At 59.6% G+C, this 26,513-nt stretch carries 29 protein-coding genes; 15 read left to right on the forward strand and 14 right to left on the reverse strand.

All coding sequences use genetic code 11. From position 1 onward, the window contains the following. Nucleotides 1–36 precede the first annotated feature (36 nt). A complete protein-coding gene (gene pyrC / locus ACEWMW_RS08985) occupies nt 37–1,089 on the forward strand; it encodes a dihydroorotase (RefSeq protein WP_409413546.1) in 1,053 nt (350 codons plus the stop codon). Here pyrC and rarD read toward each other — a convergent pair. Continuing rightward, nucleotides 1,086–1,979 (reverse strand): EamA family transporter RarD, encoded by an 894-nt coding sequence (gene rarD / locus ACEWMW_RS08990; RefSeq protein WP_409413547.1) that lies wholly within the window; start codon nt 1,977–1,979, stop codon nt 1,086–1,088. The genes pyrC and rarD overlap by 4 nt on opposite strands. A 186-nt stretch (nt 1,980–2,165) precedes the next feature. On the opposite strand from rarD, the gene ACEWMW_RS08995 reads away from it, so the two are divergent. Beyond that, a complete protein-coding gene (locus ACEWMW_RS08995) occupies nt 2,166–2,648 on the forward strand; it encodes a glycine zipper 2TM domain-containing protein (RefSeq protein ID WP_409413548.1) in 483 nt (160 codons plus the stop codon). A 128-nt stretch (nt 2,649–2,776) separates the two neighbouring features. Here ACEWMW_RS08995 and astD read toward each other — a convergent pair whose 3' ends face one another. Together astD and ACEWMW_RS09005 are read right to left on the reverse strand one after the other, a co-directional pair. Then, nucleotides 2,777–4,177 carry a succinylglutamate-semialdehyde dehydrogenase gene (gene astD, locus ACEWMW_RS09000; protein WP_409413632.1) on the reverse strand — a complete coding sequence of 467 codons (1,401 nt, stop codon included), beginning with the start codon at nt 4,175–4,177 and terminating at the stop codon, nt 2,777–2,779. 179 nt (nt 4,178–4,356) lie between these two features. Then, nucleotides 4,357–5,766: a protein adenylyltransferase SelO family protein gene (locus ACEWMW_RS09005; RefSeq protein ID WP_409413549.1), complete on the reverse strand. Its 1,410-nt coding sequence runs from the start codon at nt 5,764–5,766 to the stop codon at nt 4,357–4,359. Nucleotides 5,767–5,843: 77 nt separating this feature from the next. Here ACEWMW_RS09005 and ACEWMW_RS09010 point away from each other — a divergent pair, with 77 nt between their 5' ends. From ACEWMW_RS09010 to ACEWMW_RS09025, 4 genes are all read left to right on the forward strand, one after another. Next, on the forward strand, nt 5,844–6,707 hold the full coding sequence (locus ACEWMW_RS09010; RefSeq protein WP_409413550.1) for an alpha/beta fold hydrolase: 864 nt from the start codon (nt 5,844–5,846) through the stop codon (nt 6,705–6,707). Nucleotides 6,708–6,724: 17 nt separating this feature from the next. Then, the gene (locus ACEWMW_RS09015) at nt 6,725–7,819 is read left to right on the forward strand and encodes a glycosyltransferase family protein (protein ID WP_409413551.1); all 1,095 of its coding nucleotides are present in this window, start codon (nt 6,725–6,727) and stop codon (nt 7,817–7,819) included. A gap of 148 nt (nt 7,820–7,967) precedes the next feature. Next, nucleotides 7,968–8,750, forward strand: coding sequence for a tetratricopeptide repeat protein (locus ACEWMW_RS09020; RefSeq protein ID WP_409413552.1), 783 nt, complete (start codon nt 7,968–7,970; stop codon nt 8,748–8,750). A gap of 27 nt (nt 8,751–8,777) precedes the next feature. Further along, nucleotides 8,778–10,112: an outer membrane protein assembly factor BamB family protein gene (locus ACEWMW_RS09025; protein ID WP_409413553.1), complete on the forward strand. Its 1,335-nt coding sequence runs from the start codon at nt 8,778–8,780 to the stop codon at nt 10,110–10,112. A 16-nt stretch (nt 10,113–10,128) separates the two neighbouring features. Here ACEWMW_RS09025 and ACEWMW_RS09030 read toward each other — a convergent pair whose 3' ends face one another. Genes ACEWMW_RS09030 through ACEWMW_RS09040 form a run of 3 tightly spaced genes read right to left on the reverse strand, consistent with a single transcriptional unit; the run spans nt 10,129 to nt 12,614 of the window. Then, nucleotides 10,129–10,437: a putative quinol monooxygenase gene (locus ACEWMW_RS09030; RefSeq protein WP_409413554.1), complete on the reverse strand. Its 309-nt coding sequence runs from the start codon at nt 10,435–10,437 to the stop codon at nt 10,129–10,131. Nucleotides 10,438–10,454: 17 nt separating this feature from the next. Next, a complete protein-coding gene (locus tag ACEWMW_RS09035) occupies nt 10,455–11,825 on the reverse strand; it encodes a glutamate--cysteine ligase (RefSeq protein WP_409413555.1) in 1,371 nt (456 codons plus the stop codon). Nucleotides 11,826–11,864: 39 nt separating this feature from the next. Continuing rightward, a complete protein-coding gene (locus ACEWMW_RS09040) occupies nt 11,865–12,614 on the reverse strand; it encodes a 16S rRNA (uracil(1498)-N(3))-methyltransferase (RefSeq protein WP_409413556.1) in 750 nt (249 codons plus the stop codon). Nucleotides 12,615–12,653: 39 nt separating this feature from the next. On the opposite strand from ACEWMW_RS09040, the gene ACEWMW_RS09045 reads away from it, so the two are divergent. From ACEWMW_RS09045 to ACEWMW_RS09060, 4 genes are read left to right on the forward strand one after another with little or no spacing between them, the layout of a single operon-like run. After that, a complete protein-coding gene (locus ACEWMW_RS09045) occupies nt 12,654–13,025 on the forward strand; it encodes a hypothetical protein (protein ID WP_409413557.1) in 372 nt (123 codons plus the stop codon). Further along, nucleotides 13,022–13,927, forward strand: a complete 906-nt coding sequence (gene ubiA / locus ACEWMW_RS09050) for a 4-hydroxybenzoate octaprenyltransferase (RefSeq protein ID WP_409413558.1) — start codon at nt 13,022–13,024, stop codon at nt 13,925–13,927. The genes ACEWMW_RS09045 and ubiA overlap by 4 nt, the downstream gene beginning before the upstream one ends. Then, nucleotides 13,927–14,550, forward strand: coding sequence for an SOS response-associated peptidase (locus ACEWMW_RS09055; RefSeq protein ID WP_409413559.1), 624 nt, complete (start codon nt 13,927–13,929; stop codon nt 14,548–14,550). The genes ubiA and ACEWMW_RS09055 overlap by 1 nt, the downstream gene beginning before the upstream one ends. A 46-nt stretch (nt 14,551–14,596) precedes the next feature. After that, the gene (locus ACEWMW_RS09060; RefSeq protein WP_409413560.1) at nt 14,597–14,899 is read left to right on the forward strand and encodes an ArsR/SmtB family transcription factor; all 303 of its coding nucleotides are present in this window, start codon (nt 14,597–14,599) and stop codon (nt 14,897–14,899) included. Nucleotides 14,900–14,944: 45 nt separating this feature from the next. On the opposite strand, the gene ACEWMW_RS09065 is transcribed toward ACEWMW_RS09060, so the two are convergent. Beyond that, nucleotides 14,945–15,316 (reverse strand): VOC family protein, encoded by a 372-nt coding sequence (locus ACEWMW_RS09065; RefSeq protein WP_409413561.1) that lies wholly within the window; start codon nt 15,314–15,316, stop codon nt 14,945–14,947. A 135-nt stretch (nt 15,317–15,451) separates the two neighbouring features. Here ACEWMW_RS09065 and soxR point away from each other — a divergent pair, with 135 nt between their 5' ends. Next, nucleotides 15,452–15,892, forward strand: coding sequence for a redox-sensitive transcriptional activator SoxR (soxR, locus tag ACEWMW_RS09070; RefSeq protein WP_409413562.1), 441 nt, complete (start codon nt 15,452–15,454; stop codon nt 15,890–15,892). Between the two features lie 9 nt (nt 15,893–15,901). Here soxR and ACEWMW_RS09075 read toward each other — a convergent pair whose 3' ends face one another. The 3 genes from ACEWMW_RS09075 to ACEWMW_RS09085 all read right to left on the reverse strand — a co-directional run bounded on the left by ACEWMW_RS09075 (nt 15,902) and on the right by ACEWMW_RS09085 (nt 19,572). Beyond that, nucleotides 15,902–16,429, reverse strand: coding sequence for a SixA phosphatase family protein (locus tag ACEWMW_RS09075; RefSeq protein WP_409413563.1), 528 nt, complete (start codon nt 16,427–16,429; stop codon nt 15,902–15,904). Beyond that, nucleotides 16,426–19,059, reverse strand: coding sequence for an ATP-dependent DNA helicase (locus tag ACEWMW_RS09080; protein WP_409413633.1), 2,634 nt, complete (start codon nt 19,057–19,059; stop codon nt 16,426–16,428). The genes ACEWMW_RS09075 and ACEWMW_RS09080 overlap by 4 nt, the downstream gene beginning before the upstream one ends. Nucleotides 19,060–19,233: 174 nt before the next feature. Next, a complete protein-coding gene (locus ACEWMW_RS09085; protein WP_409413564.1) occupies nt 19,234–19,572 on the reverse strand; it encodes an Hpt domain-containing protein in 339 nt (112 codons plus the stop codon). Nucleotides 19,573–19,717: 145 nt separating this feature from the next. On the opposite strand from ACEWMW_RS09085, the gene ACEWMW_RS09090 reads away from it, so the two are divergent. Next, nucleotides 19,718–21,346 carry a lysine--tRNA ligase gene (locus ACEWMW_RS09090; RefSeq protein WP_409413565.1) on the forward strand — a complete coding sequence of 543 codons (1,629 nt, stop codon included), beginning with the start codon at nt 19,718–19,720 and terminating at the stop codon, nt 21,344–21,346. 5 nt (nt 21,347–21,351) lie between these two features. Here the strand turns inward: ACEWMW_RS09090 and ACEWMW_RS09095 are convergent, their stop codons facing one another. Next, on the reverse strand, nt 21,352–22,023 hold the full coding sequence (locus tag ACEWMW_RS09095) for a prolyl hydroxylase family protein (RefSeq protein WP_409413566.1): 672 nt from the start codon (nt 22,021–22,023) through the stop codon (nt 21,352–21,354). 100 nt (nt 22,024–22,123) lie between these two features. Between ACEWMW_RS09095 and ACEWMW_RS09100 the strand changes: the two genes are divergently transcribed. Further along, nucleotides 22,124–22,681, forward strand: a complete 558-nt coding sequence (locus ACEWMW_RS09100) for a cytochrome b (protein WP_409413567.1) — start codon at nt 22,124–22,126, stop codon at nt 22,679–22,681. Nucleotides 22,682–22,761: 80 nt separating this feature from the next. Here the strand turns inward: ACEWMW_RS09100 and ACEWMW_RS09105 are convergent, their stop codons facing one another. Continuing rightward, entirely contained in the window at nt 22,762–23,199 is a 438-nt protein-coding gene (locus ACEWMW_RS09105) for an RcnB family protein (RefSeq protein ID WP_409413568.1), read from the reverse strand. Continuing rightward, nucleotides 23,196–23,618, reverse strand: coding sequence for a hypothetical protein (locus ACEWMW_RS09110; protein WP_409413569.1), 423 nt, complete (start codon nt 23,616–23,618; stop codon nt 23,196–23,198). The genes ACEWMW_RS09105 and ACEWMW_RS09110 overlap by 4 nt, the downstream gene beginning before the upstream one ends. 443 nt (nt 23,619–24,061) lie before the next feature. Here ACEWMW_RS09110 and ACEWMW_RS09115 point away from each other — a divergent pair, with 443 nt between their 5' ends. Continuing rightward, nucleotides 24,062–24,634: a pyridoxamine 5'-phosphate oxidase family protein gene (locus ACEWMW_RS09115; RefSeq protein ID WP_409413570.1), complete on the forward strand. Its 573-nt coding sequence runs from the start codon at nt 24,062–24,064 to the stop codon at nt 24,632–24,634. 27 nt (nt 24,635–24,661) lie between these two features. Continuing rightward, nucleotides 24,662–25,915, forward strand: coding sequence for a dipeptidase (locus tag ACEWMW_RS09120; RefSeq protein WP_409413571.1), 1,254 nt, complete (start codon nt 24,662–24,664; stop codon nt 25,913–25,915). Here the strand turns inward: ACEWMW_RS09120 and ACEWMW_RS09125 are convergent. After that, on the reverse strand, nt 25,912–26,403 hold the full coding sequence (locus ACEWMW_RS09125) for a hypothetical protein (protein ID WP_409413572.1): 492 nt from the start codon (nt 26,401–26,403) through the stop codon (nt 25,912–25,914). The two genes, ACEWMW_RS09120 and ACEWMW_RS09125, sit on opposite strands and share 4 nt — an antisense overlap. Between the last annotated feature and the right edge of the window lie 110 nt (nt 26,404–26,513).

A 26,513-nucleotide genomic window follows, 5' to 3' on the forward strand; every position in this document is an offset into this window, starting at 1 on the left:
CTGTAATCCCCCGCGCGAGCAAGCTAGAAGCGCTGCATGAAATCTGCTCCGCAAACTGGCGTGCTAACCATCCGCCGCCCCGACGACTGGCATGTCCACTTGCGCGATGGCGCGGTGATGGAAGGGGTGGTTGGCTACACGGCGCGCCAATTTGCCCGCGCCATCGTGATGCCCAACCTTTCTCCGCCAGTGACGACAACGGCTTTGGCAGCTCAGTATCGCGAGCGTATTCTCGGCGCTGTGCCCAAGGGGAGGGGCTTTACGCCGCTGATGACGGCATATCTCACTGACAGCACTGATGCGGAGGATCTCGTGCGCGGCCACGCCGAAGGCGTGCTGACCGCCGCCAAACTCTATCCTGCCAATGCGACAACCAATTCCGCCCATGGCGTTACCGATATTCGCAAGCTTGAGCCCATCTTCGAGCGCATGGCCGAGATCGGCATGCCGCTACTCGTGCATGGCGAAGTCACCGAAGATCACATCGACGTGTTCGATCGCGAGGCTGAGTTTATCGAGCGTATCCTCGCTCCACTCGTCGAGCGGCGGCCCGGTCTCAAGGTTGTTTTCGAGCATATCACGACGTCTCAAGCGGTTGAATTCGTTAACTCCACAAACGAAAATGTCGCTGCAACAATCACGCCGCAGCACTTGCATATTAACCGCAATGCCATGCTCGTTGGCGGCATCAGGCCGCATGCTTATTGCCTCCCCGTTGCCAAGCGCGAACAGCACCGCCTGGCTCTTCGCGATGCGGCGACCTCTGGCTCGGCGAAGTACTTTCTCGGTACCGACAGCGCGCCGCATGCGCGCGAGGACAAGGAATCAGCCTGCGGCTGCGCGGGAATTTTCAACGCACCTTTCGCTATCGAATCCTATGCAGCCGTGTTTGAAGAGGAAGGCGCGCTCGACAAGTTTGAGGCCTTTGCCTCGATCAACGGACCGCGATTTTATGGCCTGCCCGTGAACGAGGAAAAGATCACGCTCGAAAAAATTCAGCATGAAGTTTGCGGCGAGGTCGACGCCAATGGCACGGCCATCGTACCTTTCCATGCGGGCGAAACGCTCGGCTGGCGGCTGGCCGGTTAGGCTACGCGGCTGCGTGCAAACAAGTCGCTGATGAATAGCGCGATCGCGATCCAGATCAGGATGAAACTACCGAGTTGTGCCGGCTGAAGCTCCTGTTTGAAAACCGTCAGGCCCAGGATGAAAACGATTGTCGGGGCAAGGAACTGGATGAAACCGATCACCGAGTAGTCCATTCGCCGCGCCGCGATTGCGAAAAGAAGCAGTGGAAACGCTGTGACGACGCCTCCGATTACGATCAGGAAGCTCAGCTCCATATCCTTTCCGAAAGACGAGCCTTGCGGCTGGCGCGCGTACCACCACACAATAGCCAGCGATATGGGGGTGAGAAGCACCGATTCGACGGTGAGTCCTGGCAGAGATCCCACGGAAACCTGTTTTCTCAAAAGGCCGTAGAGGCCGAATGTGATGGCCAAACTCAGGCTCATCCACAGACTAGTCAGCGCACCGCCCAGCAAAAGTGCAACCCCTGCTGCCGCCACCGATACCGCTAGCCATTGGCGCCGCGTCAATGTCTCTCCTAGCAGCCACGTGCCAAGCAAAACATTCAGAAGCGGATTCAGATAATAACCGATGCTGGCGGCGTAGACATGCCCGCTCTGGATTGCCCAGATATAGATGAACCAGTTCAATCCTATCAACGAAGCGCTGGCGACGAGAGTGACAAGCGCTTTGCCATCGGTGAATGCAAAGCGGATTTCCGACCATTGCCGGCGCAACGCGACGATGAGGAAACAGAACGGTACAGTCCACAGGATGCGCCATCCTACGAATTCGAAAGGCGGGACCTCGCTAACCAGAATCAGGTATAGCGGAAGGAAGCCCCAGATGAGGTAGGCTCCGAGCGCGTGTGGCAACCCTGATGGCGCAGAATCAGGACATTGCTCACTCATTGATCGGCCTTAGGAAGCGTGCTTGGCGACGGCAAGAAATCGTTTCGTCGCGGCCATGCCATCGGTTCGTCGCAACTTTCAATTGCTGCACAGCGTGTTGCGATTTGTTCAGGAAAACATCTCTAATTGTGAACAAATCGAAGCGGGCGAATCATTCCTCCGCTTTGTGAATCAAGGAATTCGATAATGACCGGTCCATCTCTGAAAAGCGCAGCCTTCGCATTTGCGGCCCCGGTACTGGCATTGGCTGTGCCGATCACCGCACAAGCGGCGGTACCTTCCCACGCGGTGGCGTCAGCGCAAGCCGAGGTTGCAACACATCGAGCCGAGCAGGTCTTGCAGCATCACAAGCGCAAGCACTGGAAACGCGGCAAGGCCTACGGCCACCGTCATCATGATCGCTACTCCGATGGCCGCAATTATCGCCGCGCCTACTACGATGAGCCGGTCTATCGCGACACGCGCGTGTGGCGCGGTGATGATGGTCGCTATTACTGTCGCCGGAAAGACGGCACTACCGGTCTACTCATCGGTGCAGCGGTTGGCGGTCTGATCGGTCATGAAGTTGCCGGCCGCAATGGTGACCGCACGCTTGGCGCCATACTTGGCGCCGCAGGCGGCGCAATCCTGGGTCGTTCGATTGATCGCAGCAATTCACGCTGCCGCTAAACTGAAAAATCTCTAGAGCTTCGGCCGCGCCCACCCGTGGTCGTAAGCGCAGCTTCCACCGGGCTGCGGAAGGCGTCCCTTGCTTCATCTGGAGTAGGGGGCGCCTTCAACTTTAGGTGGCGCGACGATTACTCGCTGAAGCCCACGCCGAGCGAGGCGCGCGGTGACGTCATTTCTGTGCTTGCCACCGGATAGGCGCAGTAATCTGCTGCGTAATAGGCCGCGGGGCGATGGTTGCCAGATAGACCGATGCCTCCGAAGGGTTGTGCGGAAGAAGCGCCGTTGGTCGGCCGGTTCCAGTTGACGATACCAGCACGGGCGGCGGCCCAAAACTTTTCGAAGTCTTCTGGCTGGCCACCAATCAGCGATGTTGAAAGCCCGAATCGTGTGTTGTTTGCTTCAGCAATGGCGGCATCGAAATCCGGGACTTTGATGACCTGCAGAAGCGGGCCGAAAAGCTCGATGTCGGGCCGTTCTTCCAGATCGGTAGTGTCGATGATGCCAGGGCTCAAAAACGGTAAGTTATCGTGCGGCCGCGTCATATGCTTTATTGCCTTACCTCCGCGGGAAAGCAGCGCAAGGAAGCTTTCCATCAGCAATTCTGCAGTCTGGTTATCGATCACCGGACCCATGAACGGCTGCGTTTCGGCGAAGGGCTCGTCGACGATGATGCGATCAGCCAGCTTCTTTACCGCCTCGACAATCTCGTCGTACATCTCTTCGACGATGATCAACCTTCGTGCAGCCGTGCAGCGTTGCCCGGCAGTCGTGAAAGCGGACTGGATGATCGTAATCGCGGCGTCTTCGACCTTGGGCGTCTTTATCACCACGATCGGATTGTTGCCGCCCATTTCTAGCGCAACAATCTTGCCCGGATTGCTGGCGAGCTTGCGATTGATCGCAATTCCTGCACGGGCAGATCCGGTAAACAGCACGCCGTCGATATCGTCATGCGCGACCAGCGCCTTGCCTTCTTCGGGGCCGCCGACGAGGACCTGGACCACTCCTTCCGGGATCCCGGCCTCGTGCATGCAAGCCACCAGGAATACGCCTGTTGCGGGAGTCTTTTCGCTTGGTTTGAAGACCACTGTATTGCCCGCGATCAGCGCCGGGACGATGTGACCGTTGGGCAGGTGTGCAGGGAAGTTATATGGTCCAAGCACAGCCAGTACACCGTGTGGCTTGTGGCGCACGGCGGCGGTGCCCTGGAGCGCGCTGTCGAGCTTTTTCATGCCCGTCCGCTCGGCATAAGCCTGGATCGAGATTTCGACCTTGGCAATCACCGCTTCGACTTCGGTGGAGGCTTCCCAGCGTGGCTTGCCTGTTTCTCGCGCGATCAGTTCGGCAAATGCGTCGGCCTGCTTGCGTACCACATTGGCGAAACGCCGCAGCAGTTCCATGCGCACGGCAAGAGGTTCCGCCGCCCATGCAAACCAGGCTTCCCGTGCGGTGCCGACAGCAATATCGACATCACCGGCTTCGCCGCGCCAGACCTCGTCTCCGGTAGCCGGTTCAAGAGAGACGATCATGTTCGCCTGCACATCCTCACGCGCCTCATTAGGCGCATTCTCAGACGTGTCTTCAGTTGGTGTTTCGCCGTCGGATTGTGCCATGTCTATCTCTTGGTTTCGGCCCTTGCCATAGCCGCGCGCGCTTTCCAAATCCAAAGCAGCAAAGTCGGTGGAATGCGATTAGAATACGGGAGATACTACGTAGATTGGGTTAGATGTCCGCCGGGAGCGGGCGGATTACCCAAGGCTGCGCCCAAACGCCGTATCGCGCTGACCTTATCATCCAGCGGTTGCCAATCATCGCGCTGGTCAATCGCGGACCACAGAGCTTCGACTTCATCGACCAACATCGATTGGACTGCCTCTTCTTGCCAATATCGATTTGGCTCCTCGATTGGCGCGTAGCCGCCGAGGGCCTCGGCGAACTCGCCTTGTGCTCCGCGGCCATAGCGATGGCGGTGGAAAAATTGGTCGGGCTGGGCCTTGCTTTCGCGCATCGTTTTCTCGGCAGCCGACACCAATTGCGCATCTTTCTCTTCGCCGCGGGACGACAAACCCATGCGCCAGCACCATCGCCGTCCGATGGCTGCCATGTAGAGCGGGCCAAATCGCTCCATCGCTTCAAGCAGGGGCGGTGCATCGGCCAGAAGCCGCAACGCTACCGCGAATTGGCCGCAATTCCAATGCAAGGCCTCAGGTTGGCGCCCAAAAGCGTAGAGACCGGTTTGGTCGAAATAGGCTGCGGTAAAACCCGAATCCCAAGCCGGTAGCCAGCGCCATGGCCCGTAATCGAAGCTTTCGCCGGTGATATTCATATTGTCAGTGTTGAGTACGCCATGGACAAAGCCGGCGACCATCCAGCTGGCTGCAAGATCGGCAAGCCGCTCGACCACCTGGTGCATCAGTATCACGGCGGGCTCGTCACCCGCAGTGGCACCTTCGGGAGCAGCAGGGCCGGGGAACTGCGTGAGGCAGTAATCCACCAGCTGCTCCATGTGATCGCGCTCTTCCAGAGCCAGCAATCGCTGGAAGGTGCCGATCCGGATATGCCCGTGGCTGAGGCGGGTCATCACTGCCGAGCGGGTCGGTGAGGGCTCGTCATTGCGCCACAGCTCTTCGCCGGTCTCGACAATCGAGAAGGTCTTGCTGGTATAGACACCCAGCGCTTCGAGCATTTCGGTGGCCAGGATCTCGCGCACTCCGCCCTTGAGTGTCAGGCGTCCATCTGCGGTGCGGCTATAGGGCGTGGTTCCCGATCCCTTGGTGCCCAGATCCAACAATCTGCCATCACCATCGCGCAGCTGCGCAAACAAGAATCCCCGTCCGTCGCCGATTTCCGGGTTGTAAGTCCGAAACTGATGCCCGTGATACCGTAGCGCCAGCGGCTGAGGAAGGTTATCATCGAGGGGCACGAAGCGACTGAAGTGCTTGGCCCAGTCTTCGTCGGAAAGATTGCCCATGCCAACCGCCTTGTCCCAGCGACTATTGCGGTACCGGATTTCGGTCTTCGGAAAATCGGCTGGCGCGACAGCATCGCCCAACCAGTCTGACAGGCTGAGGATTTGCGGATCGGGCCGGTAAACGGCGGCTTGCGGTTCGGCGCGCATCTGGCGATAGTGGGGATACGCGGATCGCTTGGCAACCGCGCATCTCTCACTGGCAATCGACAGGATCGACTCGTTTCATGACGCAAATCTTTGAGGATCGGTCGTGGCACAGCGCTGACGGGCTATCGCTTCATTACCGCTATTATGACGGTCCAGACGATCGCCCACCGTTACTGTGCCTGCACGGCCTGACACGCAACGGTAAGGACTTCTCCGATCTCGCTGAGCGCTATGCAGGCGCATGGCGCGTCATTGTGCCGGACATGCGCGGGCGCGGGATGAGCGAACACGCCAAAGATTCGATGACCTATGTCATCCCTACCTATCTCGCCGATGTCGGCATGTTATTGAAACAAGAGAAAATAGACCGCTTCGTTTCCGTTGGTACATCTATGGGCGGTCTGATGACGATGCTGATGGCGCAATTCACACCGGACAAGATCGCGGGAGCGCTGCTCAACGATGTCGGCCCCGTAATCGATCCGGCGGGTATCGAGCATATTCGCGGCTATCTCGGCCACCAGCGCAGCTTTCCGACCTGGATGCATGCTGCTCGTGCAATCCAGGAAACGCAGCAGGTGGCGCATCCCACTTTCGAGCTTGAGGATTGGCTCAAGATGGCCAAAAATTCGATGGTGTTGGGGCAGAACGGCCGCATCGGCTTTGACTATGACATGGCGATCGCCGATCCCTTCAACGAAGTCGATGACAATGCTGTGCCGCCCGATCTTTGGCCGGCATTCGAGGCGTTGAAGGGCAAACCTGTTGTCCTGATCCGCGGCGGACTTTCGGGCTTGTTGACGGCAAAAACGGCGGAGGAAATGAAGCGTCGCTTGCCTGATCTCGACCTTGTGACCATCGATCAGGTGGGCCATGCGCCAACACTAACTGAGCCCGAAGCGCTTGCTGCGCTCGATCGCCTGCTCGCCAAGGTCGTCTAGAACAGCAGTGATTTCCCATGCCCAAGCTACTTCATATCCATTCAGATTGGGACGGCAGCCCGATCATCAGGCGATCAATCGCTGTTGCTCAGGGTCTTGGCACCAGCATCCAGCACCAGATCCACGTGGTCGGAGGGTTTGGTTCGAGGCGGCCACCGGGTAGCCCGTTCAGGCGGGTCAGCAGCTTCCCCAAGATCGAGGGTGTTCCGACCCTCGGCAAGCTGCAGAAGATTGCCAAGGCGATGCTTGGCTACGATCTCGTGTGCACGTATGGCTATGGAGCAATCAATGCAGCCATGGCGCATACAGCCTTTAGCCAGGCGTTTGCGCTCCCGGCATTGCTCCACCACGAGCCGGAGGATGCCGAGCGCGGACTGAAAGCCGACATCTATCGCCGTGTGGCGCTTGGCAAATGCGCCGGTCTCGTCGTCCCGGATGAACGTATAGAAGAGGCCGCGTTAGTTGCCTGGCAGCAGCCGATGGGCCGGGTGAAGCTGATTCCCGAAGGGATTGACCTCAAACCTTGGCGTAAAACTCCACCAGGCGACATGCTGAGAGAGGTGGTCAAGCGTCCCGGGGAAAAATGGGCCGGGATGATGGCTGCAAATTGGCCTGCGGGAATGCTCGCGGCGATGATGCGCGCATTCGCTGAACTGACCGACAACTGGCAACTCGTCATCTTGGGCGAGGTGGAAAACAGCGAGTCTGTACGCGATATGGCTGCCGAGATCGGGATTGGTCATCGGGTCCATCTCGCCACCGATCCGGATCCGTCGGGACGGTCCATTGGCCTGCTCGAGATTGTCTTGCTGCCGGAGGAGTCACCCGATTGCGGGCTCGCTGCGATCCGGGCGATGGCGGGAGGTGCAGCCGTAATTACAGAGCCCAAAAGTGTTGCCGCGCCGCTGCTGCCCGATAGCGGGCAGGAGTTCGTCTTGCGCTTCGATCAGGGCAATAATCTTGGGATTGCGCTCACCTCTCTGGCGGCGGACCAGGGCTTGAGGGAAACGCTCGCCGAAGAGGGACGCGATCAGGTCAAGGCGGCCCACGACGAAAAGGTCATGATTGCGACCTACAAGCGGCTCTATGCCAGCGCCATGATGCTCGCCTGATCGTGATAATTCAGCCCGAACCTCTTCAGCCCGCGTTCACCCGTCGAGCGGCAGCAAACGTGGGCAATATTTGCAGCCCATTGCCCTTATCCGGCACGATGCCTAAAGACGCGCCAGTTCTATTTCTAACAAGCGGAAACTGCCCTTCGTGGCTCTGAAACCTACCTCCAACTCCGATCCTGAAGACAAGCGCGCGAAGGCGCTGGCCGCACAGGACGACGCGCTGCTGCGCGAAGTCGATGATGCCTATCGCCAGGGGCAATATTCCGAATTTGCCGACAAGTACGGTAAGCCATTGCTAGGTGTAATTGTGCTCGGCCTCGCGGCATTCGGAGGTTACCTGTATTGGGATAGCGAGCAGGAAGCCGTGCTTGAGGCCAATTCCGAACAGATCGTCGCCGCGCTCGACCAGATCGAAGCCGGCAATTTCGACACCGGGGTTACGACGCTCGAAGGTGTTGCTGACGTGGATTCGCCGGGAGCCAGCGCGGTAGCACGCCTGCTCCAGGCCAGCGTGTCGAGTGAGCGCGGGAATACCGCTCAAGCCAAGGCTCTTTTTGCCGAGGTGGCTGCGGATGAGAATGCGCCCGAACAGCTTCGCAACCTCGCCTTGGTCCGCGAGCTGGCCCTCTCATTCGACGAGACCCCGCCTGCCGAAGTGATCAGTCGCCTCAAGCCACTTGCTGTGCCGGGCAACCCATGGTTTGGCAGCGCGGGTGAATTGGTGGCTATGGCGTATCTTGGACAAGGGCAAGATCAGCAGGCGGGTACCTTGTTTGCCGAAATCGCCAAATCCGAAGAACTGCCCGATTCCCTGCGCGACCGCAGCCGCCGGATGGCTGGCCTGCTCGGCGTCGACGCGGTCGATAATGTTGACGACCTGCTGGCAGACCAGGATGTCGCCAGCACGGCCGCAAGCGCGGCACAATAAGAATATGGCCGAGGCCAGAAGGACCACATGATGCGCTACACACGCAATGCAATTGCCGCTCTCCTTGCACTGTCGCTCACGGCATGCGGTGGCGGCCTTTTTGGAGGCGGGGACAAGAAGGATACTCCCACTATTGGCGAGCGAATCCCGGTTCTCTCGCGGATTGAGAGCGGCGCGAAGGTTGATCCGGATCTGGTAAGCACTCCAGTTGTCCTTCCTGCTCCGACCACCAATGACAGTTGGGGTCAGGCTGGCGGTAGCGCAGCCAAGGCATCGAGCCATCTTACGCTCGGTGAGTATCCAACGCGCATCTGGACCGCCCAAATTGCCGGTTCGAGCGATCGCCGCCGCCTCGCTGCATCGCCGGTTGTCGGTGGCGGCAAGCTTTTCGCGGTCGATACAGACGGTATGGTTCACGCCTTCGACGCTGCCAGCGGCTCACGTCTGTGGTCGCGCCAAGCGGAACTCGACGGCAACATGCGCGCCGCCGCTTTCGGCGGGGGCGTCTCGTTCTCAGACGGCCGCGTCTTTGCAACCAACGGGGCTGGCGAAGTCCTGTCGCTGGATGCGGATACAGGCAGCGAGCTGTGGAAAGTCCAGCCTGCTGGGCCGCTGCGCGGCTCGCCTACGATTGCCTTCAACTCGGTCTACGTGATGACGCAGGACAACCAGATTTTCGCGCTCGATGCGAATGACGGTTCATTGCAGTGGCAGGAATCGGGCTCGACAGCACAGGCGGGCGTGTTCGGCGTTGCGGCCCCCGCTGCTGCGCAGGGTTCGGTCATCGCCGGCTATTCGTCTGGCGAACTGGCAGCCTATCGCTATGAAAATGGCCGCGTTTTGTGGGCGGACGCGCTTTCACGCACTTCGATCTCGACGCAGGTCGGCACGTTAGCCGATATCGACGCCGATCCGATCATCCAGGATGGTCGAGTCTATGCGCTCGGCCAAGGCGGCCGCATGGCTGCCTATGAACTGACTACTGGCCAGCGGATCTGGGAACTCAACCTGGCTGGTATCTCCACTCCGGCGATTTCGGGCGAGTGGATATTCACGCTGACAGACGATGCCCGCCTGCTTGCGATCCAGCGAGCAACAGGAAAGGTCCGCTGGCTCACCCAGTTGCAGCGTTTCCGCGACGAGGAAGATAAAAAGGGCCCGATATTCTGGACTGGCCCGGTGCTGGCTGGAAACCAGCTATGGGTCGCAAGCTCGGAAGGCGAGATTTATCGCCTGAGCACGGGCGAAGGCTCCGCAGCACTGTTCACCGATGTGGATGAGTCCGTCAGTCTCGCGCCGATTGTTGCCAATAGCACGCTCTATATCCTTGACGATAGCGGCCAGATTTCCGCCTACCGCTAAGCAAAAAAGGCTGCGACTAAAGGGGCGTGCCCTCGTCGGTTTCGTACCGGCGCAGGTTGCGGCCAAGCGGCGGGTTGGCAGCCATCACCTTCTGGAACTCGGCCATGTGCGCTGATTTGCCATGTGCGGCCAGTGCCTCGGCATCGCGCCAGCGTTCAAAGACAATGAGCGTATCGGGATCTGCGAAATCCTGTGCAAAGGTATAATCGAGGCAGCCATCTTCCGCGCGCGAAGTCCTGACCATTGTGACCAGCGCTTCGACCACGTCCGGCTTGCTCGCGACTGTGCCTGGAGCGAGTGTTATGGTGCCGTTAATCTGAATCATTGGAAATCCTCCGAGCGCTAGAAGCTGTGTTCGTAGATACGGGTGATGTCGCCGTTCCACTCGCCGTGATAGAGGTCGAGCATGCGCTGGGCGGGGACCTTGCCGCTGGCGACGATCTCGTCGAGCGTTTCGAGGAAGCCTGTCTCATTGTCGCCGCTCGCGTTGAGGCGGGCGCGTGAAGTCAGACCCTGACGCGCTATCGCCATCACATCCTTCGCGATATCGTGCAGTTTTCCCCCTCCGGGCAGCGGCGCGTCGAGTGCAAGCTTCGGAACTGCATTGCGCAGAGCCTCGCGCTCTTCCATCGACCAGTCCTTGACCAGATCCCAGGCTGCGTCGAGTGCACCTTGGTCGTAGAGAAGACCGACCCAGAAGGCGGGTAGGGCGCAGATGCGGCTCCATGGTCCCCCGTCGGCACCCCGCATTTCGAGGAAGCTCTTTAGGCGCACTTCGGGAAATGCAGTGGAAAGGTGATCCCACCAGTCGCTCTGTGTGGGTCTCTCACCAGGGAGCACAGACAGGTTCCCGTCCAGAAAGTCACGGAAGCTCAGGCCAGCGGCATCGATGTATTTGCCATCGCGAAACACGAAATACATCGGCACATCGAGCATGTAATCGACCCAGCGTTCGTAGCCGAAACCCTCCTCGAATACGAACGGGAGCATTCCGGTGCGATGCGGATCGGTGTCCGACCAAATATGGCTGCGATAGGAGAGGTAGCCGTTGGGCTTGCCTTCGGTGAAAGGCGAATTGGCGAACAGAGCGGTGGCCAGCGGCTGCAATGCCAGCCCGACGCGGAATTTCTTCACCATGTCGGCTTCGCTCGAGTAATCGAGATTTACCTGGATGGTGCAGGTGCGTAGCATCATGTCGAGGCCGAGATTACCGACCCTCGGCATGTGCCGCATCATAATATCGTACCGACCTTTGGGCATGATCGGCAGCTCTTCACGGGTCTTGTCGGGCCACATTCCCATGCCAAGGAAGCCAACACCGCATTTTTCGCCGATCTCTTTCACCTGCTTGAGATGTCGCCCGGTTTCAGCGCAGGTTTCGTGGAGGTTTTCCAGCGCTGCGCCAGAGAGCTCGAGTTGACCGGCCGGTTCCAAGCTGACCGTGCCATCGCTTCCGCGCATCGCGATGACCTTGCCGCCTTCTTCGACCGGCTCCCATCCAAAATTGCCTAGATTCAGCAGGATATCACGGATGCCGCAGGGCTCATCATAAGAAACGGCAGTGAGCTTTTTGCGGCAATAGACGAGCTTCTCATGCTCCGTCCCAATCCGCCAGGCATCGATGGACTTTTCGCCGCCCACCAAGGGGGCAACCAGTTGGTCGCGGGATTCGATGATTGGATCGTCGGCCCCGGATTGCTCGCGCGTGCTCATGCAAGTTGCGATAGGCAACCGAAGCTGCGGTGAAAAGCGCTAATTCGACCAATCACCCTTGGCGGCCATCCAAACTGCAAGTGCGACGATTGCAGCTGTCTCGCCGCGAAGGATGCGCGGGCCGAGACTGATCGGGCGAGCCGAGGGGTGCGCGCGGATCATGGCCCGCTCTGCTTCGTCAAATCCGCCTTCGGGGCCGACGAGCAACGCGCTCGCTCTCTGATCGCTTGAAAATGCATCCAGCGCCGGATCTCCGCCCATTTCGTCGGCAAAGTACAGCGCACGGTCCTGCGGCCAATCGTGCAAGAGCGCCTGGAGCTTTATCGGTGCTTCGATCAGCGGAAGCGCTGTACGGGCGCATTGTTCGGCCGCCTCTGTGACGATGTTTTGCGCACGCTCGAGGTTAAGTTTGTCCGCAACGCAGCGCCGAGTAACGATGGGCATGATCCTGGCGACACCAAGTTCCGTCGCTTTCTCCATAACGAGATCGAAGCGATCTTTCTTTAGGAGAGCGGCGCAAAGCCACAGATCGGGCACGTCTTCTCGCGGTCTCAGATTACTGGCAACATGAAGCTCCACGCTACGCTTGCCGACGTTTTCGACTGTGGAGGTCCATTCACCGGTCTGATCGTCGCACAGGATCACCACATCGCCTTCGCGCACTCGCATAACCTTCGCCAGGTAGTGCGCCTGCTGTCCATTGATCGAGACCGAGGCGCCTTCGGCAAGCGTGTGTCCGACAAACAGACGGGGCGCGCTACGCGGTGGCCAAGAGGGTGTTGCAGCCATGGCTAGGCAGGTGGCATGCCTCTCGTTAGGGAGCAAGCCATGAGCGCGCGCACGACACAATATCTGATCGGCATAGTTTTCGCCGTACTGGGCGGTTGGGCGTTACTGGCCCCGCAATCGGTCATCGATCTCGGAGTGCGGCAAGAGTTTCATAGCGAAGATTTCCTCGCGACGTTCGCCATGGCCTGTTTCGGAGCGCAAGCGTGCCTGTTTGCGCTGGTCGCCTTTACAGCTCGTTTCACGCGGCGCACCTTTGCTGCCTACGGCTTCGCGCTGCTGCCGTTCTTTGTTTTCAATTACTGGTTCTATTTTGTGGTGCCTGTGCTCAACGAAGTCATGTTGCTCGACTTTTTCGGGAACTTCATCATGCTGGGCCTATGCTGGCATGGTTGGCGGGTATGCGAGGAATGAGCGAGGCGGAAATTGTCCCGGACACCCAGCACAGGGGATTAATTGCACGTCTGCCGCAATTGCCGCGGGACCTTGCCCAACTGGCGCGATTTGACCGGCCGATCGGCTGGTGGCTGCTGTTCTGGCCATGCGCATGGGGCGTGTGGCTGGCGGGGGCCGGGCCGCAATGGGTGCTGGTCGGATGGCTGCTACTGGGCAGTATAGCGATGCGGGGGGCAGGCTGCGTCTACAACGATATCGTCGATGCTGACCTTGATCGGAAGGTCGAACGGACGGCGCTTCGTCCGGTGGCGAGTGGACGGGTTTCCAAACGGACGGCGTGGCTCTGGCTCTTCGCTCTCTGTGCGATCGGTCTACTGGTGCTGCTGCAACTGCGATGGGAAGCACGACTGGTCGCTCTCTCCAGTCTTGTGCTGGTTGCCGCGTATCCATTCATGAAGCGGATCACATGGTGGCCGCAAGCGTGGCTTGGGCTGGTGTTCACATGGGGTCTGCTGGTCGGCTGGAGCCAGCTCAGGTGGGACAACTGGGACGTATTGGCAGCGATGTACGCTGGGGCAGTCTGCTGGGTGATCGGTTTCGACACGATCTACGCGCTACAGGATCGCGAGGATGATGCACTTGTGGGCATCCGGTCCTCTGCCTTGCGCATGGGTACGAAAGTGAAAGCCGGCGTCGCGCTGTTCTACGCCGCTGCAGTCGGTCTATGGGCGCTCGCGTTCTGGCTATACCGAGGAGACTTGCTGGCTGTTCTGGCGCTTGTGCCCGCGGCGCTGCATCTGGTTTGGCAAGTCATGACACTCGATCCGCAAGACGGCCATAACCCTCTCACGCGGTTCCGCTCAAACCGCGTCGCTGGCGCTCTAGTCGCCGCGGCCTGTTTCATCGTCGGGAACGCCTGATGTGCAATCTCTACCGCATGACCAAGGGCAAGGACGAGGTGGCTGGCTGGTTCGAGGCTATCGACGCGCTTGGCGGTGCGAATTTCGGCGAGGAAGTGTTTCCCGGCTATCCGGGCGTAGTCGTCGCCGAAGGCAAGGTCCAGCAGATGAACTGGGGCTTCCCGCTGGTGATGAAGGGGAAGCAAGGCCAGCCATTGAAGCCCAAGCCCGTCAACAATGCGCGGACTGACAAGCTCGACAGCTTTTTTTGGCGCTCCAGTTTCGAGAAGCGGCGTTGCCTGATTCCGGTGACCGCGTGGGCTGAAGCCGAGGGGCCTAAGGGAGGAAAGACCCGGACCTGGCTCTCGCTTCCCGATTCCGATCTCTTCGCCGTAGCCGGTGTCTGGCGGCAGAGCGATGAATGGGGCGCAGTGTACTCCATGGTCATGACCGATGCAAAAGGCCCGGCAGCGGAAGTGCATACCCGCATGCCGGTCCTGCTTGCGCAATCGGACCACTCGGCCTGGACACTGGGATCGCCGGAGGAGGCGCTCGGCCTGTGCCGATCGTGGCCGGGAGAACTGTTCCTCGACCGAACAGACCAGGCCTGGTCGGGCGGTAGTGGACAAAAGCGGCTGTTATAGGCCCCGATACTTGAGCGACTCGCAATGGTCGGAATAGCCTGAGGGCATGACCGATACTTTTGCTGCCTTATCGGATCCGACCCGCCGCCAGATCCTCGATCGGCTCAAGGATGGCGGCGGACTGACGGTATCGGAGATCGGCCGAGAACTGCCAATCACTCGCCAGGCCGTGTCGAAGCATCTGGCCGTGCTCGAATCCGCCGAACTGGTTGCATCAATGCGTGATGGACGCTGCAAGCGGCACTATCTCAACCCCATGCCGCTGGCGAAACTCGCGAAGAGATGGCTCAGCAGCTTCGATGAAGTCCCACTGGGGGCTCTGGAAGGGTTTCGCGCGGGGCGAGGTTGAGGCGGTAAGAATGGCCGCCTAAACATTGGTTCTCTGGGCAGTGGTTCAAGCATAGCTGACCACCTCAAATTCAATCCCATCCCAATCGAAGAAGTAGAACCGCCTTCCGGGTTCGTAATCGTCATGGCCAAATGGCTCGAGACCGTGTTTCACGACGATTGCTTCCGCACCATCGAGATCGTCCACCAACAGTCCGATGTGATTCAATGGCACACCTTTGCTGTAGCCGCCTTTCGCCTTCTCATTGGTGTAGATGGCCAAGTAGGTCGTATCATCGCCGACATGGATGGTTTCTCCGCCCATTTGCGAAGGGCCCCTCCAGCGCTCCTGCCAATCGCACATCTCCTCGAACAGCTTGGCGCTGCGTTCAGGATTGGTCACTGTGATGTTCGCATGTTCTATCTGGCCTTTTGGCATGATTGCACTCCTTGTAGGGGCGATGGAGCTTTGGCCGAATATCCGGTTACCCACCGCCGATTTCGAATCAGTGCTGCCACTTCTGCAACCTCAAGCTAACTTGAGGTCAAGAGAATTCTGCGCTAGCGAAGGGTAATGAAAGCAAGTGATTTATTGAGCATTGGGGAATTGGCTCGGCGAACGGGGCTCAGCGTATCGGCTATCCGCTTCTATGAAGAGAAGGGATTGATCGAAGCCTTCCGCACGTCCGGCAACCAGCGCCGATTCCCACGCAGCGATATTCGTAGGCTCAGTTTCATCCTGATCGCCCAGCGACTTGGCTTGGCTTTGGGCGAAATCGAGGCGGAACTCGGCAAACTTCCACAGGGCCGCAATCCCACGGCACGCGATTGGCGCAGGATCAGCGTTTCGATCCGCGGCGCGATCGAAGATCGGATCGCCGAGCTCGAACGCACTCGCGACAATCTGGATGGGTGCATCGGCTGCGGCTGTCTGAGCCTGAAGAAATGCCGCCTCTACAATCCGGATGACCAAAAGGGGACGGAAGGCCCGGGCCCGCGTAATGTGCTGAACTGAGCCTGGGAGCTAGTGTTCCGGCCCCAGCTCCGGATCGAGGTCGCGCGGACGAGCGAAATGGACCAGCGACCCGCAGCCTTCCTTAAGCTCGCTCCAATTATCGATATCCAGCTCGAATACGGCATAAGTTGCGGTCGGAAATTTCGTCGCGGCTTGGTCGAACAGCTCATTCTCTCGCGATGGCGGGACAAGTGCGAACAGGAGTTCCTGCATGCCGGGATTGTGCCCACAGAGCATGAGCGCCTTTTGCTCGCTCGCACCTTCATGCAACACGTCTATCAGCGTTTCGGCGCTCGCAAGATAGAGCCGTGAATCGTACTTCGTATCGATATCGGGCAGCGCTGATGCCAGCGTCTGTTTTACGCGTTCGGCGGGACTGGCAACGATCCTGTCCCAAGAGATTCCATGGTCGAGGATGTGACTGCCGATCAGCTCCGCACCCCTGCGGCCCCGGTCATTCAGCCCGCGATCGAAATCGCGTTTGGCCATATCCTCCCAGTCGGACTTGGCGTGGCGCAGGAGACCGAGGATTTTCACTGTGCGGGCTGGTCCTTTTCTTCGGAGATCGACATTTCGTCAGGCGAAACACCTTCCGCGATGCGTTGTAAAGCTTCCTCAAGCGTCAATCTGATGACAGGTGTGCCTATCGGGAAGGCGCTGAGCAGGCGGCTTGGAAACGCCGCCGACAAGACTACGAAATGCCCCTTGTCTTCCTTCGAGCGAATGAGTCGCCCGAACGCCTGGGCCAGACGGGCGCGGATCAAGCGGTCATCGTATGCGCTTCCCCCATTTGCCGCGCGCCGGGCGCGGTGAAGGATATCGGGGCGCGGCCATGGGACTTGTTCCAGCACTACGCAGCGCAGCGATTCTCCGGGTACATCGACACCGTCACGCAGCGCATCGGTACCCAGGAGCGAAGCATGAGGATCGTCGCGGAAGATATCGACCAGCGTCCCGGTATCAATCGGATCGACATGCTGGGCGTAGAGCGGCAACCCGTCACGCGCAAGCCGGTCTGCGATTCGGCCATAGACTGCTCGAAGCCTGCGGATCGCCGTGAACAGGCCCAGCAGTCCGCCGCCCGATGCCTCGATCAACCGGGCATAGGCTCCTGCAAGCCCGGCGAGGTCACCCTTCTTGAGATCGGTGACAATCAGGACTTCGGCGCGATTGGCATAGTCGAACGGGCTCTGTGCGTCGGCGCAAGTCGGCTGGAGATCGATATGCGGCGCGCCGCTGCGCACGATGGCCGTCTCCCACTCGGTCCCATCCGGACTGCGATCGCACAAGGTTGCACTGGTGAGCATCACGCCGTGGGCAGGTTCGAGCACCGTCTTGGCGAATGGCTTCATGGGATCGAGCCAGCGCCGATGGATGCCGATATCGAACTCGCGCGCTTCCGAGCGGTCGACCGCCAGCCAGTCGACGAATTCGGGGTCGGCAGGGCCGCCCATCCGCGCGAGCAGTGCTTCCCACGCCACCAACAGGTCGACTCGCCAAGCCAAGGAGTATCGTGCGCCTTCGATCCGCGCGCGGCCTTGGCCGTCGATCCAATCCGGCGGATCGGCGGCGATGGCTTCAAGCCGCACACCGAGCTTCACGAGCGGCGACCGGATCTCCGCTAGCGCTACCTGCGCCTGTCCTGCCAGTTCGACAAAATTGCCCTCCAGCTGCGCGGCCTCGGTCTCAATGCCATAGCCGGCCTCCTGTCCGCCGCTCTCGTCGCGGGCATAAGTGAGGGAGCGCACAGCTGCGAGCAGCGTCTCGATTGGACCAGATGGTTCATTCTCGCTCAGCCGTTGGAGCCACCCTTCAGACGGCAATGCTTGTGCCGCTTCTATCGCAGCCTCTACCGCTTCGCCGCCCGCTTCGTCATAGCTCGCGACATCGGCGAGGCGCGCCGCAAGGCCGCGCCGTCGACCGCGTGAATTTCGCTCGGGCCCGATGATCCAGCGGCGCAGTTCGATTGCCTCTTGTCCGGTGAGGGAAGCTGAGAAGGTCGAATCCGCTGCTTCGAATACGTGATGCCCCTCGTCGAAGATGACACGCGTCGGGCGTAGCGCATGGTCGCGGCCGCGCGCGGCATTGACCATCACCAGCGCGTGGTTGGCGATCACGAGGTCGGCCTGCGCGCTGGCCCGCGCAGACCGCTCGATGAAGCATTTGCGGTAGTGTGGGCATCCAGCATAGACGCATTCGCCTCGCTGGTCGGTTAGGGCCGTGATCCCGCGCTTGCGGAATAGGGTCCCGAGCCAGCCCGGCAGGTCACCCCCGATCATGTCGCCATCGCTGCTATATGCGGCCCAACGGGCGACCAGGTGCGCCAGGATCGCGGCGCGCCCACCAAATCCGCCTTGAAGTGCATCCTCGAGATTGAGCAGACAGAGATAATTCTCCCTACCTTTGCGCACCACGACTGGGCGTGAGCCATCGGGGCGGCGCTCGGGCCACGCGTGACGCGATTCATCGCGCAGTTGTCGCTGGAGGTTCTTGGTGAAGGTCGAGACCCACACGGTGCCCCGTGATGCTTCTGACCAGAGTGATGCAGGTGCGAGATAGCCCAGCGTCTTGCCTATTCCTGTGCCCGCTTGCGCGAGCATCAAATGCGGCTGGCCCTTCTCAGACCTTGGTGCGAAGATTGAGCTAGCCGATTGCGCGTAGGCTACCTGGCCGTCGCGCCTTTCGGCATCGGCTCCGGTCAGTCTGCCAAGCTGGTGAAAAACCGCTTCCGGTTCCAGTTGGACCTGCGCGGGCTGAGGCCGATCTGGAGTCTCCTCCCATTCGGGGAGGCGCGAGAAGAGCCATTTCTCCGCCTGTTCGGGCTTGCGGATATGCGGCGCCAGGATAGCCGCCCATGGCCAACGCAGCCTCGCGAGGGACTGGAGAGCCGACCACGCACCTACACGTTCCTGCCAGGCGTCATCTTCGCATTGCTTCAAGAGACGTGCGGCCGCAGTTTGCAGGAACACGGGGACTGCATCGCCGCCAACTGGCTCCTCCAGATCAAGGGCATGTGCCAATCCTTTTGGTGTCGGTACACAGAACTTGGCCGGGTGGATGAAAGCGAAAAGTTCGAGCAAATCCAGGCCCGACAGGTCGGGATAACCAAGCCTGTTCGCGACCAATGGTGCGTTGAGCAGCAGCACGGGCGTGTCTGCAGCGGCCATGATCGCTTCGCCCTTCGAGCACCCTTGAGTCTGGCCGCGCGCATCGCGCAGCCATGTGCCCGCATGGCTGGCATGAAGGGCAGGTAATTCAATCGCGGCGGTCACCGCCCATCTATGAGAATCGCGGAACGAAAAGTAAACAAGGCAGCGACTGATCTACCCTGAATATGCCTTCTAGCTGGCCAGAGCGATGGCTTGGCGGACGTTACGCAAGGCGATAAGCTGCTGATTGCGGGGTTCGTCGAACCGAATTGTATTCTCCGCTGTGCGGGCGGAATCGCCAAGGTCCGTCTCACCGAAATGGGCGGCGGTGCCTGCCAACGTATGCAGTTCGCTTGCCAGCGCAATCCAGTTGGTATGGTGCGGCGCAGCCAGTGCGCCTTCGACTGCGCTCAAGGTGGTTTGGCGCTGGGTATCATACATTGGCCGTAGCGCGGCAAGGATGCGCCGCTCCGCAGATTCCAGCGTCTCATCGAGCGGATGTTCGATAATGCTGGCCCGGTAAATTCCCATCGTCTTGTCTCCTTGGCGACTGGCTAGGGTTTTTGGGCTTACGCCATCGCAACCGACAACCCGTGGAAATTACCTAGCCTTGAGCAAATCTCGATGCGTCTTCGCGCTTGCAACATTCCGCTGCTTGGGCAAAAGCCCGCTCCCTATGACTGATAGCATTCTGAGCGATACTGCCCGTTCGTCCAAGGCCTGGCCCTTCCAGGAGGCGATGCGGCTGGTCAAACGCTATCCGGACGGGAAGCCGGATGGATCGCCAATGCTGTTCGAAACAGGGTACGGCCCCTCAGGCCTGCCGCATATCGGCACCTTCCAGGAGGTGCTGCGCACGACGTTCGTGCGCCGTGCCTATGAGGCGATCATTGGCGCGCGCCCGGAAGACGGCAAGACCCGGCTGGTGGCATTCTCCGATGACATGGACGGTTTGCGCAAGGTTCCGGACAATATTCCAAACTCCGAAATCCTCGAAACGAACCTGCACAAGCCACTCAGCCGCATCCCCGATCCGTTCAGCAACGAGTATGAGAGCTTCGCGCATCACAATAATGCACGTCTCCGTGCATTTCTCGACCGGTTCGGCTTTAACTACGAGTTCGTCTCCGCCTCCGATCGATACAATTCGGGCGCGTTCGACGATGCGCTGCGCAATGTGTTGAGTCACAATGAGGACATCCTCGACATTATGCTTCCGACGCTTCGCGAAGAACGGCGGCAGACATATTCGCCGATTCTTCCGATCAGCCCAACGACTGGGAAGGTCTTGCAAGTGCCGGTCGAAGTAATCGATGCTGCGGCTGGCACAATTCGCTTCACAGACGAGGACGGGACGGCTGTCGAACAATTGGCGTTAGGCGGCCAAGCCAAACTTCAGTGGAAAGTCGATTGGGCGATGCGCTGGTACGCGCTCGGTGTCGATTACGAGATGTACGGGAAGGACCTGACCGATAGCGGCGTGCAGTCGGGCCGGATCGTGAAGGTGCTGGGTGGCCGCAAGCCTGAAGGCCTAATCTACGAAATGTTCCTCGACGAGAACGGCGAGAAGATCTCCAAATCGAAGGGTAATGGCCTGACGATCGAGGAATGGCTGACCTATGGCAGCGAAGACAGCTTGGGATTCTATATCTTCCCCAATCCCAAGAGCGCCAAGCAACTGCATGTGGGCGTGATCCCGCGCGCGGTCGAAGACTATTGGCAATTCCGCGAACGGCTTGGTGAACAGGATCTCGACAAACAGCTGGGCAATCCGGTGTGGCATCTCCAGCGCGCCAATGGCGGCGGCGAGGGTAGCGACGCGCCGGGCGCGGGCGACAGCCTGCCCGTCAGTTTCAGCCTTCTCCTGAACCTTGTCGGTGTGCTGGGGGCAGAGGCGAGCCGGGAGCAGGTCTGGTCTTATCTCGGAAATTATGTCGAGAATGCCAATCCGGCGGATCACCCCGAGCTTGATGCGCTCGTTGGACATGCTGTGGCCTACAACCGCGATTTCGTCGCGCCAACGTTGAGTAAGCGTGCACCAAGCGAGACGGAGGCAGCGGCTTTGAAGGCGCTCGACAGCAAGCTCGATGGCTTGCCGGAGAGTACCGCGGCCGAAGATCTGCAGACCATGGTCTACGAGATTGGCAAGCGCGAAGAATTTGGGTTCGAGAATCTACGGGATTGGTTCAAGGCGCTTTACGAAACGTTGCTTGGATCGGCCCAAGGTCCCCGGATGGGAAGTTTCATCAGCCTTTACGGTCTGGGGAATACGCGCAAGCTCATCGCGGAAGCGCTGGCGCGCTGATCAGCTTACATCCACTTGCGGGTGCGATACCATTTGGTGATGACGTACTTGGTCCCGCGGATGACGGGGGTTCCCGCGTGCATCGTATCGTGATTGGGTGATCCGTCGGGTAGTGCGTTATTCCACACCAGCAGCACGCCCGGCTTTGGCTCGATCTTTATTCCGACCTCGGTGAATTGCGTTTCACCGCCTTCCTCCACCTCGTTGAGAAAGGCCATGGCCGTCCAGGAACGTTGGCCTCCGCGCTTACGTTCGCCCTTCCAGTACTCTTGGTCGGTATAGAACCAGTCGTTGTGTGGCTTGAATTCCTGACCGGGCAGGTAGCGCTGGCCCTGGATCGTTTCACCTGTTTTCGGATTGAGGCCCAAAGTATCGTCGATCCTGCGAGACACGCTGCGAACAAAGCTATCGTTTGGGTCAAAATTTCCCGAATAGCTTGTCCGGAAACCTGATTTGTAGGCTTGGACATCGAACAATTCGCTGGGCTGGGCCACCGCGTCGATCATCGTGATTAGTTGCGAGCATTCGGCCGGGCTGAAGAAGCCGCCAATCGCAAAAATCTCAGCCTTGTCGGTTGGGACCTTGTAGGCGTTTGGATTCTTGTCGAGCCGCTTGCGCACACTCGTACCAACGCGGCGCAGCGCGTCCTGGTCGGGAATCGCGGATTTCGTTGCCATAAGCGCAAACCTAGCAATCAGCGCGCAAGCTTCAATGACTTGCTTGCTGCCCCGCTAACAAATGCTACAATCCGAGGCGGAGAAAAGGGAGAATTGGGGAATGACCGAGCGTATCGGAAAAAAATATTCGGGGCTAGCGATGGCCATTCACTGGCTGATCGCTGTGCTGGTTATCGTGCAATGGCGGATCGCCGAAGCGGGAGAGCATGCGGCGACCGACGAAGCGCGCGGCGCGATCATGTCCAACCATTTCTCGATCGGGATCATCATATTTGCGCTGGTCGCCATTCGATTGGTCGTACGCATTACGGGGACGCCTCCAGGGCGACCCGCCAGTCATGCTCCATGGGAACGAATTCTCGCCCGGACGACCCACACACTATTTTACATCCTCTTGCTTGTTATGCCGATGGCCGGATGGTTTGCGATGTCAAAATACGGTGCGCCTGTAAGCGTGTTCGGGGTTTTCAGCCTGCCTGCCTTGCCGGTTGGAGTAGATCCGGATGCCGGCAAGGCAATATTCGAGTCCCACGCAACCGCCGGCATGATCTTGCTGATACTGGTGGCTCTGCATGTCCTCGGTACCCTGAAGCACACACTACTCGATAAGGACGGCAACATTTTCCGAATGCTGCCATTCGGCCAGCCAAAGGCCTGAGCAAGAATCCTCGAAACCAAAGAGAACCCCCGCCAGCATCGCGCTGACGGGGGTTTCCTATTTCTGTCTTTGTAGTTCGCTTACCAGAAGAAGTCGTAGATCACGTCGACCACTTCGCCTGACCACGTATCGACCAGCAACACGTCATCGTAATAGCGCACCCAGCGATAGTCTCCGTAGACTGGGGGGAGGCGATAGCGCCACGGATCACTGATCCAATACCGGCTGCCGAAGAACAGGTTATCGAGGTAGAACCCGATGCTGATCCGGCTGTAGCGGTGATGGCGATAGGGCGAATAATACCTTCCAAGGCGGAAGATATGCCTGTTGGAATAGCGGTGCCCGTGCCAATCATACCGATGGTGGTTGCGCCACCTCTTGCGATCCCAGCGCTTGTGATCGCTGCGATAGTGGCGGTCACGGTGGCGATAATCCCTCTTGTCGCGGTAGTGCGCGCGTGGACCATCGCGGAACCGGCCGTCACGATATCCATCGCGGTAGGCATTGCGGCTGATCACCCGGTCTTCGCGCCGATCACGCCTGCGCTCTGCCTTGCGACCATCGCGCCGTCCATCACGGTAAGTGCGATTGCGTTCACGATCGGAATAGCTGCGGTTGCGATCTCCGCGCTCGGCCCTGCGGCCGTCGCGGCGATCGGCACGCCGGTCACCTCGATTGGCATACGGATTCTGGACGTCGCGTGTGCGTGCTCCCGCCTGCCTGTTCTCGGAACGATCGGAGCGATTCCAATCGCGACCATTGCGTTCTTGCGCCCTTTCAGCGCGGCGATCAGAACGGTTCCAATCTCGACCGCGACGATCAGAGCGCCTCCATTCGCGGCTTCCGCGTTCCTGGGCGACTTGAGCCCGCTGACGGCTTTGCTCCATTGTGTTGCGACGGGGCTGCTCTGCTCTCCGTTCACTGCGGACCCGTTCATTCCTTTGGGCCTGGCGAGACTCCGAACGTTGCGGACGCTCCGCGCGCCGCTCTTGACCGCGGCGCTCCTGACGCTGCTCGCTTCGCGATTCCCTGCGCTCGGTGCGTTGCTGCATCCTTTGCGATCGCGCTTGTTGGCGGCTTTCGCGTTGTTCAAACCGATTCTTGTCGCGACCTTGCGCAGCAAGCTCGCCGGGCATGGCAGTCAGCGCCATGGCGGCGGCCAGCGCCGAAATGACGCCGGATTTCAATGTAGCCTTCATATGCATGAGGCAGCTCCTGGTGTTGATGCCGCTCCCACCAGTGCGGCGCTGTCGATGTATCGCTTTGTAACGATTCGGTCTGACGCGAAACTGAACCACTTGGTTACCCTGTCGTTCATGTTTGGTGCAAGTTTTCTGAATCGATTGACACGAACTTGCTTTGCAGCGCTTGTGCTGAACGATGCTGGAACGTCTCGATCAGGTCAGGGCAGATATGGAAGGGCGTCTAGAGCGTGCGGCGCATGATCGCCGCTCTCCCATGCATACGCCGGTGGTAGCGACTAGCGATGGTAACCTGCGCGTCATGGTCTTGCGCAACTTCGACCGCGAAAACTGGACCTTGCGGTTCCATACCGATTCTCGTTCCCCGAAGGTTTCGGCGATCGGCGCAGATTCCCCCGTGGGCGTGTTGTTTTACGATCAGCCAGGCAAGCTCCAGATACGCTGCACCGGAACAGGGCGGATTGAGCGAGATGGGCCGATAGTCGACAAGGCATGGGCCTCGTCGGACAACTTTGCGCGTCGTTGCTATCTGGGCCAGGCACCGGGAGAATCGTCGGACGAGCCGACTTCGGGCCTGCCGCCGCAGTTCGAAGGTATCAAGCCCAGCGATGAGCAACTCGAGCCCGCACGCGAGAACTTTGCGATACTGTTGGTTGAAATAGAACAGGCCGACTGGTTCTCGCTCGATCAAGCGGGCCATCGCCGGGCGATCATAACGAAGGACGGGGAAGGGCGCTGGGTCGCGCCGTAAGCGGTCCGGCGAAAGAGGGACGACAATATGCGGCAACTTATTACAACTCTGGTAGCTGGCGCCTTGCTGGCTGGCTGCAGCTACTCCGATAGGCCGCAAGCCGCGTCTGCTCCTGCGGCGAGCGTCGAAGCGGTCCATGAGCGCGCGCTCGTACTCGATGCGCATGCCGACATTGTCATTCCGGGTGTTCCCAATCCCTATGTCGGACCCGACGGCCTCTCGAAGATCCACCCGAGCAAGCTGGCTGCGGGCAAGGTCGATGCGGTGGTGATGGCGGTAGCAGTACCGCCGGGACCGCGCACCGATGAGGGTGATGCCGCCGCGCGCGCCGAAGCCGATCTCAAGCTTGCGACGATACTCGATCTTGCCGATTCGAGTGATGCGCTGGCAATCGCCCGAACCGCTGACGACGTCCAATCCATCGCTGCTTCGGGCCAGACCGCGGTAATCATCGGCTTCCAGAATGCTCGCGCGTTGCAAGGCGAGATTGCCAATATCGACCGGTTTTATGTCTCTGGCGTGCGCGTCTTCGGGCTCAATCACATCGGCCATAATGAATTCGCCGACAGCTCGCGTCCGGTGTTCGATGGAGAGACCTTCACCTATGAGCCCGACGAAGAACATGGCGGCCTCTCTGCCTTGGGTTTCGCCGCGATCCAGCGGATCAATGCGCTCGGCGGTATCATCGACGTCTCGCAGTCCTCAAAGGCCACCACTTTGCAGGCAATCGACCTTTCGACTGCCCCGGTGATTGCGACACATTCGAATGCGCGGGGCCTTTCGGACGTATCGCGCAACCTGTCCGATGAGGAACTGGACGCGCTCGCTGCCAAGGGTGGGGTGATCAATATCGCGGTCTTCGCCGCCTATCTGGTCGACTATTCGGACGAGGCATTGCTGGGCGCGATCCGCAACCTGCGTCAAGCGACCGGCTTGCCCGAAGAGTACTCCTATCCCTACGAGCTCTATTGGGAGATCGACGATCTCGAAAAGCGCGGCGCGTTCCTCATGGCGATGCGCGACATTATCGGCACCGGATCGGTCGAGCTGCTGGTTGACCATGTCGACTACGTGGCCCAGCGCATCGGGATCGACCATGTTGGCATCGGCAGCGATTTCAATCACGGCGGCGGGATTGACGGATTCACCGATGCGAGCGAGGCCTCCAATGTCACTGCCGAGCTGATCAAGCGCGGCTATTCGGCGGATGACATCGCCAAGATCTGGGGCGGCAACTTCCTGCGCGTGATGCGGGCGGCAGAGGCGGGCGCTGCCCGCTAGACATCTTCTCCTGGCGTGATCTTCTCCATCACCCGCCTGAGCGTAAGATAGATCATGGCCACTGTTGCCGCGATAAGGGCAGTCATCAGTACGCAGCCCGCGAACAGGATTTCGTAGAGGTTCTTGTACCAGGTCGCCGGGAGCTCTTCGAACTCGCCTACCGGGAGGACGAAAGCGAGCAACACCAAGAGGCTCATCATCAGCGATGCAGTGGCAAGTTTCGCTACCAGATCGACATTACGGTAGGCTTCTTCGTCGAAATCCTTGTCCATCCGGCGCAGCATCCCGATGAGGGTCAGCATTAGGGCCAGCACCGTTGCCGAAGCGGTCGCGATGGCGGATCCCAGGTAAAGTCCGGCGCGGCTCAGAGCTTCGAGTAACTGGATCGCTTCTGCCGCGCTGTAGACGCTGCCGATAGCGTATCGCGCGCCGGACCCGATCGCGCAAATTGCGAGAAAGGTAAGGCCCGGCCAAATGCGATTGGTCATGATTTTCCCCGTGAGTTTCGAAACCAACGGGCGACGGGCCGGTTAGGTCCGGTAAGTGGCGATGAGAATGGTTCTTGCGATCGCCCGCATATCGATGAGGTACTGGCCAC

Origin of the sequence: Litorerythrobacter xanthomarinus, assembly GCF_046254955.1 — a bacterium.
In the GTDB taxonomy this organism is placed as follows: domain Bacteria; phylum Pseudomonadota; class Alphaproteobacteria; order Sphingomonadales; family Sphingomonadaceae; genus Qipengyuania_C.

Bases quoted from the DNA above. Each gene is read 5' to 3' on its own strand.
- ACEWMW_RS09055 (WP_409413559.1), top strand. From the start codon at position 13,927: ATGTGCAATCTCTACCGCATGACCAAGGGCAAGGACGAGGTGGCTGGC.
- ACEWMW_RS09090 (WP_409413565.1), top strand. From the start codon at position 19,718: ATGACTGATAGCATTCTGAGCGATACTGCCCGTTCGTCCAAGGCCTGG.
- soxR (WP_409413562.1), top strand. From the start codon at position 15,452: ATGAAAGCAAGTGATTTATTGAGCATTGGGGAATTGGCTCGGCGAACG.
- ACEWMW_RS09100 (WP_409413567.1), top strand. From the start codon at position 22,124: ATGACCGAGCGTATCGGAAAAAAATATTCGGGGCTAGCGATGGCCATT.
- ACEWMW_RS09085 (WP_409413564.1), bottom strand. From the start codon at position 19,572: ATGGGAATTTACCGGGCCAGCATTATCGAACATCCGCTCGATGAGACG.
- ACEWMW_RS09095 (WP_409413566.1), bottom strand. From the start codon at position 22,023: ATGGCAACGAAATCCGCGATTCCCGACCAGGACGCGCTGCGCCGCGTT.
- ACEWMW_RS09045 (WP_409413557.1), top strand. From the start codon at position 12,654: ATGAGCGCGCGCACGACACAATATCTGATCGGCATAGTTTTCGCCGTA.
- ACEWMW_RS09080 (WP_409413633.1), bottom strand. From the start codon at position 19,059: ATGGCCGCTGCAGACACGCCCGTGCTGCTGCTCAACGCACCATTGGTC.
- ACEWMW_RS09115 (WP_409413570.1), top strand. From the start codon at position 24,062: ATGCTGGAACGTCTCGATCAGGTCAGGGCAGATATGGAAGGGCGTCTA.
- ACEWMW_RS09010 (WP_409413550.1), top strand. From the start codon at position 5,844: ATGACGCAAATCTTTGAGGATCGGTCGTGGCACAGCGCTGACGGGCTA.
- ACEWMW_RS09005 (WP_409413549.1), bottom strand. From the start codon at position 5,766: ATGCGCGCCGAACCGCAAGCCGCCGTTTACCGGCCCGATCCGCAAATC.
- ACEWMW_RS09120 (WP_409413571.1), top strand. From the start codon at position 24,662: ATGCGGCAACTTATTACAACTCTGGTAGCTGGCGCCTTGCTGGCTGGC.
- ACEWMW_RS09015 (WP_409413551.1), top strand. From the start codon at position 6,725: ATGCCCAAGCTACTTCATATCCATTCAGATTGGGACGGCAGCCCGATC.
- ACEWMW_RS09065 (WP_409413561.1), bottom strand. From the start codon at position 15,316: ATGCCAAAAGGCCAGATAGAACATGCGAACATCACAGTGACCAATCCT.
- ACEWMW_RS08995 (WP_409413548.1), top strand. From the start codon at position 2,166: ATGACCGGTCCATCTCTGAAAAGCGCAGCCTTCGCATTTGCGGCCCCG.
- ACEWMW_RS09110 (WP_409413569.1), bottom strand. From the start codon at position 23,618: ATGAACGGGTCCGCAGTGAACGGAGAGCAGAGCAGCCCCGTCGCAACA.
- ACEWMW_RS09025 (WP_409413553.1), top strand. From the start codon at position 8,778: ATGATGCGCTACACACGCAATGCAATTGCCGCTCTCCTTGCACTGTCG.
- ACEWMW_RS09125 (WP_409413572.1), bottom strand. From the start codon at position 26,403: ATGACCAATCGCATTTGGCCGGGCCTTACCTTTCTCGCAATTTGCGCG.
- ACEWMW_RS09060 (WP_409413560.1), top strand. From the start codon at position 14,597: ATGACCGATACTTTTGCTGCCTTATCGGATCCGACCCGCCGCCAGATC.
- ubiA (WP_409413558.1), top strand. From the start codon at position 13,022: ATGAGCGAGGCGGAAATTGTCCCGGACACCCAGCACAGGGGATTAATT.
- ACEWMW_RS09035 (WP_409413555.1), bottom strand. From the start codon at position 11,825: ATGAGCACGCGCGAGCAATCCGGGGCCGACGATCCAATCATCGAATCC.
- ACEWMW_RS09040 (WP_409413556.1), bottom strand. From the start codon at position 12,614: ATGGCTGCAACACCCTCTTGGCCACCGCGTAGCGCGCCCCGTCTGTTT.
- ACEWMW_RS09030 (WP_409413554.1), bottom strand. From the start codon at position 10,437: ATGATTCAGATTAACGGCACCATAACACTCGCTCCAGGCACAGTCGCG.
- pyrC (WP_409413546.1), top strand. From the start codon at position 37: ATGAAATCTGCTCCGCAAACTGGCGTGCTAACCATCCGCCGCCCCGAC.
- rarD (WP_409413547.1), bottom strand. From the start codon at position 1,979: ATGAGTGAGCAATGTCCTGATTCTGCGCCATCAGGGTTGCCACACGCG.
- astD (WP_409413632.1), bottom strand. From the start codon at position 4,177: ATGATCGTCTCTCTTGAACCGGCTACCGGAGACGAGGTCTGGCGCGGC.